The sequence below is a fragment of the Deltaproteobacteria bacterium genome (assembly GCA_023382265.1).
Lineage (GTDB): Bacteria > JAMCPX01 > JAMCPX01 > JAMCPX01 > JAMCPX01 > JAMCPX01.
In genome coordinates, this window is sequence record JAMCPX010000062.1 from 1 (window position 1) to 18,321 (window position 18,321).

General features: G+C 40.7%; 14 protein-coding genes. 9 read left to right on the forward strand and 5 right to left on the reverse strand.

The window, feature by feature from the left end; translation table 11 throughout:
- A partial coding sequence (locus tag M1381_11390) for a hypothetical protein (GenBank protein MCL4479675.1) occupies positions 1-2,816 on the reverse strand: 2,816 nt, incomplete at its 3' end.
- 877 nt (positions 2,817-3,693) lie between these two features.
- A complete protein-coding gene (locus tag M1381_11395; protein ID MCL4479676.1) occupies positions 3,694-4,212 on the reverse strand; it encodes a helix-turn-helix transcriptional regulator in 519 nt (172 codons plus the stop codon).
- Positions 4,213-4,642: 430 nt separating this feature from the next.
- Here M1381_11395 and M1381_11400 point away from each other — a divergent pair, with 430 nt between their 5' ends.
- The 9 genes from M1381_11400 (at position 4,643) to M1381_11440 (ending at position 14,126) form a co-directional block, all read left to right on the forward strand.
- Positions 4,643-4,795 (forward strand): hypothetical protein, encoded by a 153-nt coding sequence (locus M1381_11400; GenBank protein ID MCL4479677.1) that lies wholly within the window; start codon positions 4,643-4,645, stop codon positions 4,793-4,795.
- Positions 4,796-4,807: 12 nt separating this feature from the next.
- Positions 4,808-6,043: an acyl-CoA/acyl-ACP dehydrogenase gene (locus tag M1381_11405; protein ID MCL4479678.1), complete on the forward strand. Its 1,236-nt coding sequence runs from the start codon at positions 4,808-4,810 to the stop codon at positions 6,041-6,043.
- Between the two features lie 155 nt (positions 6,044-6,198).
- Complete coding sequence (locus M1381_11410) at positions 6,199-6,885, forward strand: site-2 protease family protein (GenBank protein ID MCL4479679.1); 687 nt, start codon at positions 6,199-6,201, stop codon at positions 6,883-6,885.
- 8 nt (positions 6,886-6,893) lie between these two features.
- Complete coding sequence (trpS, locus tag M1381_11415) at positions 6,894-7,901, forward strand: tryptophan--tRNA ligase (protein ID MCL4479680.1); 1,008 nt, start codon at positions 6,894-6,896, stop codon at positions 7,899-7,901.
- The gene (locus M1381_11420; protein MCL4479681.1) at positions 7,876-8,595 is read left to right on the forward strand and encodes a segregation/condensation protein A; all 720 of its coding nucleotides are present in this window, start codon (positions 7,876-7,878) and stop codon (positions 8,593-8,595) included. Before trpS ends, M1381_11420 begins: the two co-directional genes overlap by 26 nt.
- Positions 8,596-8,605: 10 nt before the next feature.
- Positions 8,606-9,208: an SMC-Scp complex subunit ScpB gene (scpB, locus tag M1381_11425; protein MCL4479682.1), complete on the forward strand. Its 603-nt coding sequence runs from the start codon at positions 8,606-8,608 to the stop codon at positions 9,206-9,208.
- Between the two features lie 114 nt (positions 9,209-9,322).
- Positions 9,323-9,958 (forward strand): ribonuclease HII, encoded by a 636-nt coding sequence (locus M1381_11430; protein ID MCL4479683.1) that lies wholly within the window; start codon positions 9,323-9,325, stop codon positions 9,956-9,958.
- Between the two features lie 133 nt (positions 9,959-10,091).
- Positions 10,092-13,163, forward strand: coding sequence for an efflux RND transporter permease subunit (locus tag M1381_11435; GenBank protein ID MCL4479684.1), 3,072 nt, complete (start codon positions 10,092-10,094; stop codon positions 13,161-13,163).
- Between the two features lie 126 nt (positions 13,164-13,289).
- Positions 13,290-14,126: a methyltransferase domain-containing protein gene (locus tag M1381_11440; protein MCL4479685.1), complete on the forward strand. Its 837-nt coding sequence runs from the start codon at positions 13,290-13,292 to the stop codon at positions 14,124-14,126.
- A gap of 99 nt (positions 14,127-14,225) precedes the next feature.
- Here the strand turns inward: M1381_11440 and M1381_11445 are convergent, their stop codons facing one another.
- From M1381_11445 to clpX, 3 genes are read right to left on the reverse strand one after another with little or no spacing between them, the layout of a single operon-like run.
- Entirely contained in the window at positions 14,226-14,603 is a 378-nt protein-coding gene (locus M1381_11445) for a hypothetical protein (protein ID MCL4479686.1), read from the reverse strand.
- A 17-nt stretch (positions 14,604-14,620) separates the two neighbouring features.
- Positions 14,621-17,047 carry an endopeptidase La gene (gene lon, locus M1381_11450; GenBank protein MCL4479687.1) on the reverse strand — a complete coding sequence of 809 codons (2,427 nt, stop codon included), beginning with the start codon at positions 17,045-17,047 and terminating at the stop codon, positions 14,621-14,623.
- Positions 17,047-18,309, reverse strand: a complete 1,263-nt coding sequence (clpX, locus tag M1381_11455) for an ATP-dependent Clp protease ATP-binding subunit ClpX (GenBank protein ID MCL4479688.1) — start codon at positions 18,307-18,309, stop codon at positions 17,047-17,049. The genes lon and clpX overlap by 1 nt, the downstream gene beginning before the upstream one ends.
- Positions 18,310-18,321 lie beyond the last annotated feature (12 nt).

Below are 18,321 nucleotides of genomic sequence, written 5' to 3' on the forward strand. Positions count from 1 at the left end.
AAGGTTTTATGGGTATTTTGTGGACCTGTATACGGGAAGAACTGAGGCCCTGCTGCCGCACCTAAAAACTCCGCGACAGAGGAAGACCAAAACGATTGACGCTGTATCGTTACCCACACATTGCCTGATGCGTCTATGGCAATGCCGTCATATTCTTGATACGTCGAATAGCTTGTTGCTCCGTATTGACTAATAACTTGCCCTGTAGAAGGACTCAGCTCAGTTACCTCGGGTTCAGTTTCGTAGATCCAAGCTACCCAAACATTGCCTGATGCATCTATGGCTATACCACCAACCCCCCATGCCTTTGAACCAAAGGTATAGGTTCCAAGAACACTACCAGTAGAAGATAATTTAGTTAGAACATTAACTTCATCAGATCCATTCCAAATATTATAAACAACCCAGACATTTCCTGATCCATCTATGGCTATGCCGCCAACTATATTTATATAATCTTGATTTGGCGGGGTATATGTTCCCTCGATATTACCTGCTGGGCTTAATTCAACGATATTACCACATCCTGTTGTAATCCAGGCATTGCCGGATGCGTCTATCGCTATGCTGTACCCATTGTACCCGCAATCACTAGGGCCGACTAACGAATACGTCCCAATCGGATAGCCGCTCGAGTTAAGCTCTGTAACACTGTTACTGTTTTCGTTCGCAATCCAGACATTTCCATTGTGATCTATGGCTATGCCTTTGGGCGATGCACCTGCTGTATATACAGGATAGGTGCCAAGGGTTATACCGAAAGAACTTAGCTCGGTTACAGTTCCGCTACCGCTATTTGTAACCCATGCATTGCCTGATGCATCAATGGCTATACCTACCGGACTGCTACCTACCGTAGGTGTAAATAGGGCTGCTCCTGATGAATTTAATACTGAAACATTTGCACTGCCGTTATTCGCTATCCAGATATGCCCTAATACATCTATAGCAATACCTTGTGAATAGATGCCTGTTGCAAAGTAGTTTTCTGTCTGCGGAGCTGTTGCAAGCGGTATCGTTGCAATTGCAGAACCACCATTCAAATCGTAAACAATAACACTTGCCGTGCCGGTCATACTATAAGCACCGGGAGATGTGATGGTAACTTGATTGCTGCTGCCTCCGGTTGTTATTGTCCAGTTCGTTGAGGTTGTCCATGTGTAATAAAGTGTGTAACCTACATGACTTGTTGCCGATACGGTTGCAGTGAAGCTTGTGCTTGGTGTTATAGGCATGCCCCATGCGCTTATGTTATTTATTACCGGGATCGTTGATATCGTACTCAATGGTATTGAGCCCGATACCACCCTGCCAAGGGAATCCGTTACAGTTACACTTGCGGTACCCGTTGCACCATAAGTGCCCGGCGCTGTTATTGTTACAACAGATGTATTCCCGCCAGTAGATATTGTCCAACCATTGGATACTGTCCAACTATAGGTGATCGTAAGTCCCTGAGATGATTGAACCATTACATTCGCTATAACGCTTGCACCCGGACTCACAGGCAATCCCCATGCAGTAAGACTTTGGATCGCAGGCAATGGCGGTGGAGAAACAGTTTGAACATCTGCTTGACAGATAGCCAAACCGCCCTGTGTATCTGTAACATTAACAGATAACACTCCGGGTGTAGAATAAGTATCAGGAGATGTAACGTATACCACCGAGGAGTGGGTGCCACTTGTTATTGTCCATCCGCCTGATGCTGTCCATGAGTAATTGGGTCCAAGCCCCTTTGGACTGTATGCAGAAACAACGGCAGTAAAGATGGTGCCGGTCAAAACCAAATCCCCTTGTATTGCAGGAATACCAGGTTGATAATACACGGTTATCCCATTGATAATAGGCACACCGGAAAGTGTACTTAATGAAACCGTATCAACCGTGGACAGGCCATTGGTATCACTTACCATGATGGTTGCTGTGCCGGTTGCACCGTAAGTAGCTGGTGCGATGATTGTTGCAACTGCAGAATTACCGCCGTTTGCTATTGTCCACCCGCTCGATACTGTCCATGTGAAGGTAAGACCCAGCCCCATGGGGCTGTATGCATTAACCGTAGTAATTACATTTGCACCGGGGGGTGCCGGAACTCCGGTGGCATTTACACTCTGTATGACAGGTGCAGCAGTCATGGTACTCAATGCAATCTTCCATGTCACAGAACCGCCCTGCGTGTCTGTTACCGTGATTGTCGCTGTGCCGGTTGCACCATACGCGTCCGGTGCCACTATCGTTACAACAGAGGTATTGCCACCCTGCAGTATTGTCCAACCTGATGTGGATGTCCATGTATAGGTAAGCGCAAGTCCCTGGGGACTTTTTGCCAGTATAGCTATTACTAGATTTGCGCCTGGTATTGCCGGAAGTTTACCTGAATTTAGATAATATTCGGAGATAAGAGGGTTAGCACCGGCAAGACTCTTTGTAAGCGTGATTAATGCCGCTGTGCCTACTGCCGACCTGGCATGTGCGTCAGTAATTGTTACGGTTGCTGTACCTGCTGTTCCATAGGTATTGGGCGCTGTTATTGTTGCTGTTGGCGTATTACCCCCGTTCGATACTGTCCAACCCGCAGAAACCGTCCAGGTGTATGTCAATGCAAGCCCGTCGGAGCTCTGTGCACTGACCATTGCTGTAACACTGCTGTCAGGCTGTGCAGGCAGACCCTGAACGGCCATACTCTGAATTACTGGCATAACCACACCACTTGCTCCGTTTGTGCCGTTCTTACCTGCACAACCTGCTACTATAAAAATGGCTGCTACACCAATGATTATAAATTTGAAAATCCATTTTTGTCTGTTATTCATTTTATCCTCCATTTTGTTTTTACTTTTTTATTTCTTTGGATGCTGAAATGCATTCTCTATGGCGAGATTACTTCTACGCCGGAGGCGTATCGCAATGACACACCCTGTCCCTCTTTTTAGAGGGAAAATGGAATTTTATTTCGGGGGAATAAAGATGTCGGAAAGTTTGTTTGAAGTTACTTTAGATTGTTGAATTGAATCAATGCTAACGCAGTTTAAGATCAAAGAGGATGACCCCGGGGATGCAATGGCTGAACCCGAGGTATATGTTTTTTGTGTATGGTGAAAAGAAGAAACACACCCGACCCAATCCCCGCTTGGGTACCCCGCCCCTCTTATTAGAGAAGAATTTAAATGGATTCCTGCTTTCGCAGGAATAACGGAAAAGTGCGGGGAATAAAGGTCTGTGCTTTCGCAATCAGACGAAACAACGAGGATCGCTGCAAGAGACAGAGAAAAATCAATTGCCGAGGCAAAACCTTTCGTATTCGATGTCAGCGCAAAAATGAGAAATACCCATAAAACCTTTATCATCTTTTTCTTCATAATAATTATGTTATTATACGCCATTATCACTCTACCCTTTTCAAATGTCCACTAGCCAACTGGTTAAACTGGTTTTTATAATATATTGAAATATAATAACATTCAGGCTTATGGTTTTTTAGAATTTGCAAATTGAAACAGAATATGATTCTTCCATAGCTATATTATTTAAGAATAAACCCGCTCCTGCTTATCTTTATCTTCTTTCTTTAAGATTCCAACTCCTTAAATTCTTTATCAGGAATGCTGATGGCAAATTTCATTGATCCGCTCATTTACATCACCTCGGTATAATTATGTACATATCATAGATAGTGCAATGGTTCATCGTTCAAAACACACCGTTCTCAACCTCATTAATCCTGTTTATAAACTCCATCCTATTTGAAACATAAAAGGTGCGGTAGAGGTGCGATAGGTGGTATTTCACGTTGCAAGTTTTTAGGTTGCATAGCCGTGCTATCTCGTCGTTATTAAAACCCTTGCTGAGATACGTAATTATCTTAAATTGATCTAAAGAAATCTTGTATTCGGATTGCAGCGCTTTGAATAAATCGATCTTTCTCAGCCGCTTTTTATTCAGGATTAAAAGATAAAACTTATCTTTACCGGATCTGAATACCTTTATAACAAGAAAAAACTTTGAGTCTGTTTTGGACTCAATCCTGACAACCACCCTCTTTCTGTTACCAAGGCTGCTTATGTACTTTGATAATTCAGAAGGCTGAGCTGTTCCAAAACATACCTGTGCAAGTCTTTCGAATTTGCGGTTCGCAAACATAATTTTAAGAGAGCTGTCTACAAGAGCGACCCCCTGCTCAAGATGCTCAAGAATTTTACGAATCGGCATTTCTTTTTTCCTTTCTTAGTTCTTACCTTTATCTATCTCATTGGAGTGGAATTGAGTATGCAAATAACTATCTCTTGCAGTGGATGCAAGAGATAGCGTATTGACTGCAAGTACAAAGATGAGAAAAACCCCTACAATTTTCATCACCTTCACTTTCATAATAAAGGAAAAATCCACTTACATGTATACCAGTAACAGAACAATAATTTATTTGTCAAGGGTTTGCAGGTATTTGAGCTTATATAAAATTCAGTTTTTGATTAGTTTTTAACCGATTTGTTTTATTTGACAGAAAAACTTTTTTAAAATATTTATTCAGAAACTGTATCTTTGGTTAAAGTAGTTTTGTAAAAAAGGAGACATATATGGATATTGTGAAAGGTTTTCCGTCGCAGCGTGCATCCAGGGACTTTTTTTTTAGATCGTACTTATGTTTCGCGCAAATGGCTGGGGTACCCCACAGGCCGCAACAATTGTTGGTGCACAACTTGTTTTCCCCGGCAGGTATAATGCCGATAATGCTGATCCACTCGTAAAAAAAATAATAAGAGAAGAATATAAAGATACCTATAAATCCGAATAATAAGGAGATAGCATGTTAAATATTTATTTAGATCAAAAGAAAAAAAATTTGATTAACGAGGTAAAAGACTTTGTAAAATCCGTACCGAAAAAACTTTTAATGGATATGGATGATAACAAGGTAACTTATCCTGCAGAATTTTTACACGAAGCCGCGAAAAGAAGGCTTCTGGGCTTAAGATTCTCACCCGAATGGGGCGGCAGAGGCCTAAAATGGGAAGATGAAATAATAGCACTTGAAGAGATTGGAGTTCTCAGCTCGTCTCTTGGATGCCTGTACTCTCTTGTGAGTATTGTAGGTGAAGCAATATCTGTATTCGGAAGCGATGAGCAAAGAAAAAAATATCTTAAACCCATTATTGATGGAAAAATATTCTGTGCAGAGGCACTCACAGAACCGCGCGGTGGTTCAGATTTCTTTGGTGCCTCTACAACAGCAAGAAAAGAAGGAAATCACTACATCCTCAATGGACAGAAACGTTTTGTGGTCGGTGCAGAAGGTGCCGATGTGTTTCTGGTTTACGCAAAAACGGACCCAAACGCAAAGCCTCAGAATTCATTAAGCGTTTTCATAGTAGAACGTGACATGGGGGTCGAGGTAAAACATGTTTATGGATTACTCGGGACAAGGGGGGGCGGAGCAGGCAGAATACTTTTTAAAGATGTAAAGGTGCCTTCTGAAAATATTGTGGGAGTTGAGAATGCCGGCGGTCTTATCTTTAATCAGATGATGATACCGGAAAGGATGACAACGTCGGCAGCAGCAATTGGCGGGGCTAGAGAGGTTTTAAAATTAGCCGCAAGATACTCTGACAGGCGGAAGGCCTTCGGGAAAAAGATAAGGGCATTTGAAGGAGTCAGCTTTAAGGTCGCAGACAGCATTATGGAACTCGATGCCGCATCAGCACTCGTTCATGCTACTGCAAAGGCTGTTGATGCGGAAGGAAGCACGGGTACGACAAGACGGCTCGTATCTGAAGCAAAACGATACGCAACAGAGATGCAATGGCGTATTGTAAATAATGCAATGCAAATACTCGGCGGTATTGGATATACAAATATCTTTCCTATCGAAAAGGCATTAAGAGATGCAAGACTTTTAATGATATGGACAGGGACAAACGAGATAATGAATCTGATCATCCAGCATGAGTACTATACAGAGATACTTGGTGAACAGCCATCAACAAGGGATATAGAGGCGGATGCGCCGGAATCCGATAAAGATGATGAGAAGATATACGAGTAAATGTACTGCTTAAAATGCAGTAACATCGCCGTTTCACAAGCGAAAGCCATCAGCTCAGTACAGGGTTACCGGTATTACAACAATAGACATTGGACTTGCAAAATAAGTTTTATCGTTGACAGGCTATAATTCATGCTGTTAGATACATAACTTAAATGGATACAGCAAGTTTAAAAGAATTTATTTTATTAATACCGGTGATCCTGTTTTCACTGATGATACATGAGATATGTCATGGATTGGTTGCCGATAAATTGGGTGATCCGACTGCAAGACTGACAGGCAGGCTTACATTTAATCCCCTCGCACACCTTGACCCCATTGGTACACTGATGCTCTTCATAGCACATTTCGGATGGGCAAAACCCGTTATGGTAAACCCGTACAACCTGAGAAACCCAAAAAAAGACATGATATGGATATCACTTGCAGGGCCCGGAGCTAACTTTTCTCTTGCCATTATGGCCGGCATAATCATACGATTCACCTTAAACTACAGCCTTAACAGTATGAATAATGTAGTCGTATCATCCTTGTTTGTAATGCTCATTCTGTTCCTTCAAATAAACCTTGCACTTGGTATATTCAATCTTATACCCATTCCCCCGCTTGATGGATCAAAGGTGCTGTTTGGCTTATTACCTACCGAGAGCGAACATAAATTTTACTGGCTTGAAAAATACGGAATGGTCATACTATTGATTTTATTTGTGCTTGACAGCTTTACACCAATAAAGATACTTTCAATAATCTTATGGCTGCCTGCGAATATGCTTTCCTATTTATTCTCCGGCTATTCTCTATTTCATTTACTTGGTGTATTAAATTTATTGCTTGGTTAGGGGTGAAGATGGAAAGGGTATTAAGCGGATTACGTCCAACCGGTAAGATTCATCTTGGACACTATTTTGGAGTCCTTACGAATTTTAAAAAGCTTCAGGAAGAATTTGAATGCTATTTCTTTGTAGCAGACATACATGCGTTAACAACAAATTATTCAAAAACAAAAGAGATCGGCAATGATGTTATCCAGATGCTTGCCGATTGGCTTGCCGTCGGTATAGATCCCGATAAAGCGACGATTTTTATTCAGTCCGCCATAAGCGAACATGCGGAGCTCCATACAATGCTTTCTATGATCACCCCGCTCGGCTGGCTTGAAAGGGTACCAAGTTATAAAGAAAAAATCGATGAAGAAAAAGAAACGGACCTGCATACTTACGGATTTCTCGGCTATCCTGTTCTTATGGCATCCGATATCCTGATCTACAAGGCTCATAAAGTACCGATAGGCGCTGATCAGATACCCCATCTTGAATTGACAAGAGAGATCTCAAGAAGGTTTAATCATCTTTACAAAGAAATTTTTCCTGAGCCGCAGCCGCTCCTTACGATATCACCCAAAGTACCGGGACTTGACAACAGAAAGATGAGCAAAAGCTATGATAATTCCATCTACCTTTCGGATCCGCCGGACATTGTAACAGATAAGATCCTTCATCACATGGTAACAGATCCTCAGAGGATCCGCAGAACGGATAAGGGTAATCCCGACGTATGCCCTGTATACGATCTTCACAAACTGCTCACACCTAAGGATAAACTTGAATATATAGACACGGGCTGTAGATCGGCGGATATCGGATGTATTGGATGCAAAAAGATTGTTATTGAAGAAATCAACGCGCTGCTTGCTCCTATAAGAGAAAAGCGGGAGCAGCTCTTGCAGCACCCAAATCTATTAAAAGATATTGTTGAACACGGAAATAATAAAGCTAAAACGTTTGCTTCTCAGACATTAAAAGAAGTAAAAGAGGCAATAGGACTAAACTATGAATTTGGCCCTTCAAGATTATAGAGTCAATATTGAAGTTTTTGAAGGCCCTCTCGATCTCCTCCTGTTTTTAATCAGGAAGAATGAGCTTGATATATACGACATACCCATATCTTTCATAACTGAACAGTATCTTGCCTACATAGATATGATGCAGGAATTGGATGTTGAACTTGTATCCGAATTTCTTGTAATAGCAGCAACACTATTAGAAATAAAAGCGAGAATGCTGATACCGACACAAGATGAGGATGAAAAGAATCCTGATGATCAAAGGCAGGAGCTTATAAATAGATTGCTCGAACATCAGCTTTTCAAAGATGCTGCCATAAGACTCAACGATGTGACAATGCTTTACAGAGATGCTTTTCCGAAAGGTATAAATGAAGAGATCGTACCTGACGATGTGCCTCTTAACATAGAAGCGGATATATACGATTTATTTGTTGCATACAGATCACTCATTGACAGGGCACCAAAAGAACAGATAGCATATATGACCGTAGAAAAGGTAAATGTCGCACAGAGGATCAATGATATTATTGAATTTATGACACTTGCCAAAAGTGCAACAATAGAATCGCTGCTGCCTGAGGATTTTACAAGAATGGATTTAATAATAACGATACTTGCAATACTTGAACTGCTGAGGTTGAGAATATTAAGATGTGAACAAAAAGAACCATTTGGATCGGTATGGGTGTATATAACTTCTTAAAAGAGGGATTATGAATAAAGAAAGGATCATCGGTATAATCGAGGCACTTATATTTGCTTCTAACAAGCCACTCAAAATAAAATATGTCGAACAGGTGTTATCTATTATAGCTATCAAAGGGCTTAAAGTTGATGAACTTATTCAGGAACTAAAGAAAAAATATGATGATGAGTCAAGCGGCATAGAGCTTGTTTTTGTAGCCGATGGATGGCAGTTCAGGACAAAACCATCATTGAGTGAATGGGTTAAAAAACTCACTATCGTAAAGCCCTCAAAACTTTCAACCCCGGCACTCGAGACACTTGCTATTGTATCATACCGTCAACCGGTAACAAGAGCAGAGATTGAATATATAAGAGGAGTGGACAGTGGTGGTGTTGTAAAAACACTGCTTGAAAGAGGGCTTATAAAGATTGTTGGTAAAAAGGAACTGCCGGGCAGACCCATGGTTTATGGGACAACACAGGAATTCCTTGAGGTTTTTGGGTTAAAAGACCTGTCCGAGCTGCCAAACCTTGAAGATCTCAAACAGATAAACTCACGGGAACAGGAACTCGAAAAAAAACAGGAAATACTTCCGCTATCCATGAACGAAAATACGGAAAAAGAATAGCAAAAGCTGTGAAGAGAGTAAAATGACGCGGTCTATCGTGTCATTCCCGTGCAAAACTGGAATGACAAAGAAGGGAAATAATGACTTTATGTCAGTATATAACAAAAAATTATCGTGGATTGTAAAACATTTGTAGAGGACATGCAATACTCATGCATTGCTGGGATAGACGAGGTCGGCAGGGGGCCTCTTGCAGGTCCTGTTGTTGCATGTGCTGTTGTAATACCAGATCACTTTGAATGCAAATTGATAAAGGACTCAAAACTTCTCAGCTCAAAACAAAGGCTTGAGGCTTATGAATGCCTGCGCAGGCACGCCATATCATACGGTATAGGTATTGTTTACGAGCAAGACATCGACAGATTCAATATCAGAAATGCAACAAGGCTGGCAATGGAAAAGGCATTGGCGCTGCTAAATTACACTGTTAAGATTGTGCTGATTGACGGCGATATGAAGATCGATACAGACATACCCCAAAAAACAATTATATCCGGTGACAGGCTATGCTTGAGTATCTCCGCGGCATCCATTATTGCGAAGGTATACAGAGACAGCTTGATGGCAGGCTATGCAAAAAAGTATCCGCAATACAATTTTCTTAAAAATAAAGGCTACGGCACAAAGGAACACGTTAAAGCCATTGTTGAAAACGGGCCATGTCCTATACACAGAAAAACATTCCTTATAAAGCTCATTGAGCATCAAAACCAGCTAAACCTGCCGATCAACACCGGTGATGTTATTTAACCCAAAAAATGTAATGTTGATTACAAAATTGTAATGATACTGTAATGATATTGTCGGTGTTTAGACATTATACTCTGTATTATGACAAAGGTATTAGGATTACACAGTACGAGATTATCATACAAGGATATTTATGATGTTTAAAAAAATAGTACACTTTTCTCTTACGCATAAATTCCTTATTCTATTAATTGTTTTATTGTTGGTCACTGGCGGTATATTCACCTATAGCCGGCTTGATAGAACATTACTCCCCGATCTCAACTCACCTATATTCAAGATATTCATCTCCGATCCAGGACTGCCGTCCGAGTATGTCGAAAGGGAAATCACGTTCCCGGTTGAACAGGCAACAAGGGGCATACTCGGGGTTGAAAAAGTATGGTCAAAATCCAAGATAGGGCTGTCCGTTGTTATCGTAAAGTTTGTCTGGGGGACAAATTATTTCCAGGCACTTGAACTGCTGTCACAGCGTATATCCGCTATTGCACCTGCCTTACCTCCGGAGATAAATCCACCGGTCATATCAAACGCCGCCGACAGAATGTCGGAGGTCATACAGTATTATCTTACCGGCGATGTTAATTCCAAGGAATTAAGGGCTATCGCAGAGTATGATGTCAAATATCAGCTCGAGATGATCCCCGGCATATACGACATTACGAATATCGGAGGTGAGGTTGCACAATACCAGATTCTTGTAAATATGAACCGCCTTAAGTCTTATGATATCGGAATTAATAGTGTTGTGCGTGCGGTTAGAGATAACAATGTGATCTTTACCGGAGGATATCTATTTAAAGGTCCGGTTGCCTATTCAATAAGAGGTAACGGCCTGATAAAAAACTTCAACGCTCTTTCACATATCGTTGTTGCAACACGCAAAAATATACCTGTTTATCTCGGCGATGTTTCAGTGCTTCATATAGGACATCATATAAGGCAGGGTAATGCCATAGTTGACGACAAGCATGCTGTACTCGGAACGGTTGTTAAACAGTATGGATTAAATGCCATGCCCATTATTAAATCTATCAAGGACAGGCTCAATACCATTAAGAAATCCATGCCGGAAGGTGTAACTCTGCATACGTATAACGATCAATCCACGCTTATCAATGCATCAATAACAAATCTTAGGGATGCCATTATAATAGGCACAGTTGCCGTTATTGTTATAATCTTTCTGATCATGGCCGATATTTACACCACAATGGTTATAGCCATTATTATCCCGATATCCATTATCATAACATTTATATTTATGAAGCTTTTTAACTACAGCCTTAATGTCATGAGCCTTGGGGGCCTTGTTGTAGGCCTTGGTATAATGATAGATGCCGCCATCATAGATACGGAGAATATCTTCAGACACCTAAAGATGAAGCCCGATGACCCCATTGCTGCAACACTTGAAGGCTCTATTGAGGTAAGAAGGCCTGTTGTATATTCTACCATTATCATCATCGCTGTGTTCCTGCCGCTTTATACACTCCCCGGCTTTACAGGTGCTATATTTAAGGATTTCAGTTTTACCGTTGTAACATCCATTCTTATAGGATTTGTTCTCTCGCTTACATTAACGCCGGTGCTTGCTTACATGATCATGAAAGGCAGAATAAATAAAGTAAAGAGCGAAAGTCTTGTGGAACGGACCATTTTAAAGATTTATAAGCCGTCACTTGATTTTTCATTAAAACACCCTGTTTATATTATCGGTATTATGCTATCCTCGCTGATCCTTGTCATAGCATCATCAGGGTTTATAAAAACAGGCTTTCTTCCATCCATAGATGAGGGGGCAATACTTGTAAAGGTACACATGCCTCCGGGTACAGCATTATCGGAAACAACAAAAAGAGCCATAGAGATCTCCAATATCTTAAAACATGCGCCCGATGTTAAAGATGTTATTGCCCACATGGGCAGACCTGAGAATGCACCGAAGGATGAAGGCGTAAGAAAATCCGGAATATTTTTAAAACTTGTTCCATGGTCAAAGAGGAAATACACAATTGCACAAATCGACAACTGGATCCGTATACACGTGCCCTCTACAAAGGATGTACCTATTATCCTTACAACACCGCTTACGGAGCGGCTTCAGGAAGCACTGTCCGGCATAGCTGTCGGCGGCTCTCTCGCAATAAAGATATTCGGCAACGATCAAAATGTTCTAAACGAGAATGGAGCAAGGCTTTACACAATGCTTTCAAGGATCAAAGGTATCAAAGATCTGTACATAGAGCAGACAAAAAGTGCACCCGGTATATCCATAGAGATCAACAGGTCAAAGCTCGGTATATACGGCATAACGCCGAAACAGGCAGGTGCTGACATTCAAACAGCGCTTGCAGGCAGGGTTGCTACAATCTACAGGCGGGGCATCAGGCAGTATGATATATTTGTACGCGCCATGCCGGAATTCAGAGACAGTCTAAAGAGCATTTCAACACTTTTGATTGATGAAGGCAATGATAAAAAGATACCGCTTTCCTATGTTGCGGATGTAAGGTATCAGACAACTCCATTCATTGTAAGAAGAGAGAACATGGAAAGGGTACTTGAGCTTTCCTGCAACATATCGGGGAGATCAACCGGTGCAGTGATAAACGATATAAACGGGGCGATAAAAATGCTTAACCTGCCGCCGGGATACTCCGTCGCACTTGGAGGAGAGTATAGGACCCAGCACGATATGGTAAAAAGAATTTTGTTGATCATGGGAGTTATTGCTGCCCTGATATTTATTATTCTTTATATCGCATTTGATTCATTGGCCATTGCAGGGCTTGTGCTTGTGTTTATACCATTTTCACTCATCGGCGGAGTGCTTGCGCTGATTATAACGCATACAAGCCTTAACATATCATCCGTTATAGGTTTTCTTGCGCACTTTGGGCTATCCGTACAGAAAGCAATACTGCTTGTTGAATATATTCTTTACAATAAGGCCTCGGGAATGGGTGACGTTGAATCGGCGAGGCATGCAGGACTTACAAGGATGAGGCCTGTGTTAATGACGGCATTAAGTGCATCCGTTGCTGTTCTGCCTCTTGCACTTGGAGTAGGTACCGGGGCCGAAATCGATAAACCGATGGCGGTTGTACTTATAGGAGGTCTTATCACATCAACGATCTTCACGCTGATAGCACTCCCTGGGATCTATACTTTAATAGATAAATACAGGAGTAAAAACGAGTAATAACCGTTTATATAATGATAGATTCCTTAACCAAAAAAATACAATATGAAGTCTGTTTGCACGTTGAAAAATGTGTCGTTAAGAATAAATTTGATTTTTTCTTACATTAACTGATATAGTCTTTAGATGAATTCCGATACCCAATATTATAATAAAGAGAGGCTGTTTTTTGATACAGCCAGTTTATCGTTTTTTAGTGAATCAAAATCGTTTCCGGAAAAATTATTCAATCGTTTTTATAGAGAGTCTTTTGATAAGGCCATTGATTATATACCCGAATCAGCCGTACTGCAAAAAACAATCTTAGAGATTGGCTGTAACATATCAAGATACCTTTATTATTTTAAAATGATCGGAACACAAACCGCCATTGGATGCGATCTGTCATTAGGCGTTTTAAAAAAGGCTTTACTCCCACATCATAACTTCGTAAAAAACATTGATGTCCCTCCAAGCAAGATACACCTTATTCAGGCTCTTGCAGAGGAGACACCAATAAAAGCCGATGCAATAGATACACTCTTTTGTTTTAGATCTCTGCACCATTTTCTCCACAAGGATTTATTCATCCGGCAGAGTTATCATGCTTTAAAAGATAATGGCTTAATCATACTGGTAGATCCAAACGGTAATAACCTATTAAGGCTGCTCGCTAATAAAGTTGGTAAATATTTTAATTATCTTACAGAAGGCGAAAATGCTTGTAAACCAAAAGAACTTATAAATGATTTAATAAAAAATAACTTTGAGGTTATGAGTATAAAATACTATAATGTTTTTTCAGAGCCGGTTGTACATCTTGGCGAATTATCAAAGAGCCATTCAAAGATTCTTTATATGTTTTTTTCAGCCTTACTAATCGTCACCAATGCTATCGACGTACTGCTTAATCCTATTGTAAACAGATTCTTCCCAAGACTCGGCTGGTCATTTGTCCTCATTGCCAGAAAACATAAACTTTAAACATAAAATGCTGTTCATTGATTTTTGTTTATTTATGCAATAAATTGATGTTAATAAATTTGTTAGTGATTTTTAAATAATGCAATGAAAGAAAAACTTTTAAAATTGTATTCTGTATGGGGTGTTATTCGTACTGCTGTAGACAATAGGCAGACTGAAATTACTGACAACTCGATATTGATTTATAATAAGATAGCGAGGTTCTTTATTGTCCACTTTAAGCCCTCCGCTGTCCAAAAAGGCATTGATGCGAGAGAAGGACAATGTAACCAGTGCGGCGTATGTTGCAATATCTTTTTTCACTGTCCATTCCTTAAAAAGGATGAAACTCATACCGTATGCAGTATCTATAAGATGCGGCCGCTTCAATGCAAAGCATTTCCTTTTCGTGAACAGGATATTAAGGATATTAACTATCAATGTACTTTTAAATTTCCCAATGAAATAAGGTAAGCCGCTACCGGTCCGATATGACATTTATTGCATTTTCGTATTTAATTGCTCTGCGGTAATGATGTCGGTGTAATGGGTATATCGCTGGATTGTGGGATGACAGGAAGGATATTTCCCTGCTCTCCCCTGCCCTTCCATATTTGTTCCGTACTATTTACCCTAAGCACCTTTTCAATGACCTGATCCACGCGTTCAACAAACATGATTTTTATAGACTTTTTAATAATTTCCGGTATCTCAACAATATCTTTTTCATTATCCAGAGGTATCAGGACCTCCTTGATCTGCGCTCTCATAGCTGCCATGAGTTTTTCCTTTAAACCGCCTATAGGAAGTACCCTGCCCCTTAATGTAATCTCGCCTGTCATCGCGATATCCCTTTTAACGGGTATCTTTGTCAATGCTGACACCAGAGATGATGCAATTGTAATACCTGCGGATGGCCCGTCCTTTGGGATAGCACCCTCAGGCACATGTATGTGAACATCCACCTTCTTATAAAAGTCTTTCTCTATACCAAGTAACTCCGATATCGTTCTTACATAGGTTATTGCAGCCATTGCGGATTCCTTCATTATATCGCCGAGCTTACCCGTAACCAATAATTTACCCTTACCTGGGATAATAGCAGTTTCTATTACAAGTATATCTCCGCCCGCCTCTGTCCATGCAAGGCCGGTAGCAACACCTACAAGATCCTTCTCTTCAAGCTCGCTTCTTTTATACTTGGGAATACCAAGATAGTGCTCTAAACTTTTACTTTTGATAAGAACCTTTCGTTCCAGTTTATTTGTTTCAAGATTATGTTTAACGACACGGCGGGTGATGGTAGCTATTTCTCTTTCAAGATTCCTTACACCGGCTTCCCTTGTATAATCTATTATGATTCTTCTGATTGCATCCTTTGTAAAAACAAGCTGTCCCGATTTTAAACCATTAACCTTAAGTTGTTTTTCTATGAGAAATTGTTTGGCTATATTATTTTTTTCCACTTCGATGTAGCCTGGTAATCTTATAATCTCAAGACGATCAAGTAGTGCCGACGGTATACCTGCAGCAGTATTGGCAGTAGCTATAAACATAACCTTTGACAGATCATAATCAAGATCGAGGTAATGATCTATAAAAGCGTGATTTTGCTCCGGATCAAGTACCTCAAGAAGTGCCGCAGATGGATCACCTCTGAAGTCCATGCTCATCTTGTCAATCTCATCTAACAAAAACACCGGGTTTGATGAGCCGGCTTTCCTCATAGATTGGATTAACTTGCCGGGTAATGCACTCACATAGGTGCGTCTATGTCCGCGTATCTCCGCTTCATCCCTTACACCACCAAGGGACTGTCTCACAAAGTTCCTTCCTGTTGCTTCTGCAATGGATTTGGCAAGTGATGTTTTCCCAACTCCTGGAGGACCTACAAAACATAATATGGGACCTTTTGCCCCGGGAGCAACGGCCTTTACCGAAAGATATTCCAGTATCCTTTCCTTAACCTGCTGAAGTCCGTAGTGATCCCTGTTAAGAATCTTTCTTGCCTCGTTGATGTCCTTCTTTTCTTCCATAAATTCCGACCACGGTATGGATAGTATCCATTCCAAATAGCTCCTGACAACAGCGGCTTCCGCACTCATGGGGGACATCATCTTTAATTTTTTTAACTCGCTTTTACATCGTTTCCCTGCTTCTTCTGAAAGCTTTTTCTTTTTTATTCTATCCTCAAGTTCTTTTATCTCCGTCTTGAATTCATCTTTATCACCAAGCTCTTTTTGAATCGCTCTCATCTGTTCATTGAGGTAATACTCTTTTTGTGCCTTTTCCGTTTGTTTTTTAACCTGGGCTTTTATTCTTTTCTCTACACCAATAATCTCTGCCTCTGCATAAAGTTTCTCAAGCAAACGTGTCATAGCCTTTTCAAGGTTTGTGGTCTCAAGCAAAGACTGCATTTCATCAGATTTCATTTTAATACTGCCCGATATTGTATTTGAAAGAATCTCAGGGTTTTCTATTGATGCTATATACGCCACAACTTCCGGGGTTATAGTGTTTGTCAATTTAGAATATTCAGTAAAAGCCAAAATCAGTTCTCTTTTTAAAGCCTCAACCTCTACTGGATTTTCAATAATTGTTTCCGGGACTTCAACATCAACCTCTGCATAGTTTTCATTCTCCCTGTACGCTATGAGCTTTGCGCGTTTTACACCTTTTACAAGTAATTTTATATTATCACTTTCTACGATATGATGTTCTATAGACGACAATGTGCCGATTATTTTCAGATCAATTTCCTGAGGATTCTCAACCTTTGGATCGATCTGTATTGTTGTAAATAAATAGGCATTGTTTTTAATAGCTTCTTTAACCGCATTTACAGATTTTTGCCTGCCGACTATCAAAGGCATCGTTTGATATGGAAAGATAACAATGTCCCTTAAAGGCAATAGAGTAACCGTATATTTCTCAGATGTCATTACTGATTCCCTCCCCCTGCTTCCAATTTTTTTTCATAAGCTAACAACGGTTCTCTTCTGTGTGTTACAACATCTTCATTTATGATACATTCTTTCACATCCACGTGGGATGGAATTTCATACATGACATCAAGCATTACATTTTCCATTATAGACCGTAATCCCCTTGCGCCGGATCTCCTCTTTATTGCTTCTCTGGCAATTAAAACAAGGGCATCGTGTGTAAACATGAGCTTTACACCTTCCATGGCAAAAAGCTTTTGATACTGTTTGATAAGTGCGTTTCTTGGTTTTGTCAGAATATCTACAAGCATACCTTCCGTAAGTTCTTCCATTGGTGCCTGTACAGGCAGCCTGCCGACAAGCTCGGGTATTATGCCGTACTTTATCAGGTCTTCCGGTTCTGCAAGCGTAAGCAGTTCCGATAAAGTCTTGCCCCTTGTCCCGCTTAGATCAGCTCCAAAACCCATTGATTTGACACCTATACGTTTGGATATAATCTTTTCTATACCGTCAAATGTACCTCCGCATATAAACAGGATATTGGTTGTGTCAACATGAAAATAATCCTGCTCAGGGTGTTTTCTTCCACCCTTGGGCGGAACATGTGCAATAGTCCCTTCTACGAGTTTTAATAATGCCTGCTGTACCCCTTCGCCGGAAACATCCCTTGTTATGGATGGACTGTCAGATTTACGGGACAGCTTATCTATCTCGTCAATATACACTATACCCCTTTGTGCCCTTTCTATATCATAATGCGCATTTTGTATAAGACTTAGGACAATATTTTCTACATCTTCGCCTACGTAGCCTGCCTCTGTAAGAGTCGTTGCGTCTGCTATTGTAAAGGGAACATCAAGGAACCTGGCAAGCGTTTGTGCCAGCAAAGTCTTACCGGTACCTGTAGGGCCCAGAAGCAATATGTTGCTCTTCTGTATCTCAACATCATCGGCCTTTAAATGTGAATCTATCCTCTTGTAGTGATTGTGGACTGCTACCGATAATATTTTTTTAGCCTGCTCCTGTCCTATTACATACTTATCAAGGAATGCATTAATCTCGTTGGGCTTTGGGGTAGTTTTTTTTGTACCAAACGACTCCTGCTGGGATTCGTAGTCCTCTATTATGATCTCGTTACATAGATCCACACACTCGTTACAGATAAAGGCATTGGGACCAGCTATGAGTTTTTTTACCTCTCTCTGGTTTTTGCCGCAGAAAGAACATCTTAATGTCCCATCATCTTTTTTTGTAGACAAACTTATAACCTC

What these genes read in the sequence shown, in the direction of transcription:
- M1381_11400 (MCL4479677.1), top strand. Translation starts at nt 4,643, where the DNA reads ATGTTTCGCGCAAATGGCTGGGGTACCCCACAGGCCGCAACAATTGTT.
- M1381_11395 (MCL4479676.1), bottom strand. Translation starts at nt 4,212, where the DNA reads ATGCCGATTCGTAAAATTCTTGAGCATCTTGAGCAGGGGGTCGCTCTT.
- M1381_11445 (MCL4479686.1), bottom strand. Translation starts at nt 14,603, where the DNA reads ATGTCATATCGGACCGGTAGCGGCTTACCTTATTTCATTGGGAAATTT.
- M1381_11410 (MCL4479679.1), top strand. Translation starts at nt 6,199, where the DNA reads ATGGATACAGCAAGTTTAAAAGAATTTATTTTATTAATACCGGTGATC.
- scpB (MCL4479682.1), top strand. Translation starts at nt 8,606, where the DNA reads ATGAATAAAGAAAGGATCATCGGTATAATCGAGGCACTTATATTTGCT.
- trpS (MCL4479680.1), top strand. Translation starts at nt 6,894, where the DNA reads ATGGAAAGGGTATTAAGCGGATTACGTCCAACCGGTAAGATTCATCTT.
- M1381_11435 (MCL4479684.1), top strand. Translation starts at nt 10,092, where the DNA reads ATGATGTTTAAAAAAATAGTACACTTTTCTCTTACGCATAAATTCCTT.
- lon (MCL4479687.1), bottom strand. Translation starts at nt 17,047, where the DNA reads ATGACATCTGAGAAATATACGGTTACTCTATTGCCTTTAAGGGACATT.
- M1381_11405 (MCL4479678.1), top strand. Translation starts at nt 4,808, where the DNA reads ATGTTAAATATTTATTTAGATCAAAAGAAAAAAAATTTGATTAACGAG.
- M1381_11420 (MCL4479681.1), top strand. Translation starts at nt 7,876, where the DNA reads ATGAATTTGGCCCTTCAAGATTATAGAGTCAATATTGAAGTTTTTGAA.
- M1381_11440 (MCL4479685.1), top strand. Translation starts at nt 13,290, where the DNA reads ATGAATTCCGATACCCAATATTATAATAAAGAGAGGCTGTTTTTTGAT.